At 39.0% G+C, this 484-nt stretch carries 1 protein-coding gene; it reads left to right on the top strand.

What is annotated here, in order from left to right:
• Positions 1-299: 299 nt before the first annotated feature.
• On the top strand, positions 300-484 hold a 185-nt coding region (locus KIV40_RS32975; protein WP_285353589.1), incomplete at its 3' end, for a DoxX family protein.

Here is a 484-nt window from a genome sequence, read left to right as displayed (position 1 = left end):
ATTCTGCTGCAAAATCTGTCTAGATAAATTGTCTTGTTTTCAGCGTTTCGCTTCGATGGAGAGAATAATAGGGTGTCATAGTGATTAAGTGAAATTATCATAATTTATATTATTAATAATATTTTGTTATTAATCTCATTCGAGAAATAGTTCAATAAATCTTGTTCGAAAAATTCGAATTAATGCATCAAAACTGCCGGATTCTTTCTGTTCTTAGTGACACCTAGACTGTTCATCAACAGCTGAGGAAGAGCAATCAAGCCACCTCATTTTGATCGAATAACTTTAAGGACACGACTATGAAAGCACTTATTCAAAAACTCGCACAATCAAACGCTGGCTTTGGCGCATTGGCACTTCGAGTACCCGTTGGCATTATCTTTATGGCGCACGGCGCTCAAAAACTGTTTGGCTGGTTTGGTGGTTATGGTCTTGAGGGCACAGGACAATGGATGGCATCAATTGGACTTGGCCCGGGAGTGTT

The organism is Vibrio sp. D173a (assembly GCF_030248475.1).
Note: the sequence above shows the minus strand (reverse complement) of the source record. Positions and strands in the feature narration are given on the sequence as shown.